At 50.0% G+C, this 1,283-nt stretch carries 2 protein-coding genes; both read left to right on the forward strand.

All coding sequences use genetic code 11. The annotated features are described in order from the left end of the window. On the forward strand, positions 1-451 hold a 451-nt coding region (locus tag E1189_RS25085; protein ID WP_230460080.1), incomplete at its 5' end, for a hypothetical protein. A gap of 435 nt (positions 452-886) precedes the next feature. Continuing rightward, positions 887-1,283: hypothetical protein (locus tag E1189_RS25090; RefSeq protein ID WP_230460081.1), on the forward strand; the 397-nt coding region annotated here is incomplete at its 3' end.

Here is a 1,283-nt window from a genome sequence, read left to right on the forward strand (position 1 = left end):
TGAAAACAGCCATGTCTGTCAAGGGGTTGAGAGTCCAGCCAGAATCAGGCTGCCATGCCAGGGGAAGGAAACTCTTGAACTGATAGCTGAGAGTTCTATCTGCTCCGAAACTCCCAGTAAAGTTCATTCTGTTGATAGGCTTTCGTTGCCTTTTAATTCTGGTTTCAAAGCCGGGGAAATTTACTGTCGAAAAGTTGGCAAACAAGAGGCTGAAGAGGTTTATAAAACTTCATCAACCGTCCCAGGTGACTTGAACTGCGATAGCCCCTCACCGGAAGTAGAAATATTGAGCCAGGATGAGAAGGAAGCAGTATGCCGAGGAAAACGGAACACCACCTGTCCCTGCGGCCTCATCTTCGATACGGTCAACCAGTTGAAATTCCACCGCCGGGTTAGCAGTGACGTCCGGTGCAAGAGACAGCAGACTAAAAAGAACGGAGGCGGGATTTAAAAAGAATCGCTATCTTACTGACTGACTAGCCTTTCGTGCCTGAGTTAAATCGGAGGTTATGTTCGTTGAAAAGGCTAGCGAATGCCTCATATCTTTGGCTTATCCTAGCCATTACTCCCGCTATTGCTGTTGATGCGAGTACAGACAAACAGGTGAGTAACTGCACACTTGTTTTGCCAACAGGTGAAGGTGAGACAGATATCATCTCAACAGGCCGTATCCGCACGTCATCGCCCACCGTTCAGCCTTTGGACGACACATACTGTGTATCAGGTCCAGAAAATAGTCTGGTCTGCCAAGGGAGTAAGAGCCCATCCAGAATCAGGCTGCCATGCCAGGACAAGCCCCTTGAGCTGATAGCTGAGGGCTCTACCTGCTCCGCAACTCCTGGCAGAACTCATTCCCCGTCAACGACAGATGACGTGATAATAAGCGGTGAATTTGTTGATGGGCTTTCACTGCCTTTTAATTCTGATATCCACGCCTGGGAAATTCACTGCCGGAAAAGTTGTCAAACAAGAAGTTGAAGAGGTTTATGAAACTGTATCAATAGTGCCAGGGGATTTAGGCTACGATAGCTCTATACCGGAAGTGGAAATATTGAGCCAACGTGAAAAGGGGGCCGTATGTAAAAGAAAGCGGAACACCACCTGCTTCTGCGGCACCACCTTCGCTTCGGTCACCCGGCTTAACTCTCACCGCCAGTGCAGCCGAGAGCCCCAGTGCAAAGGACAGTGGAACACCACCTGCGCCTGCGGCGTCACCTTTGCTTCAGTCAGCCTGCTTAACTCTCATTGCCAAGGCAGCAGTGACGCCCGGTGCAAGGGGAGGC

The organism is Parendozoicomonas verongulae, assembly GCF_009711465.1.
In the GTDB taxonomy this organism is placed as follows: domain Bacteria; phylum Pseudomonadota; class Gammaproteobacteria; order Pseudomonadales; family Endozoicomonadaceae; genus Sansalvadorimonas; species Sansalvadorimonas verongulae.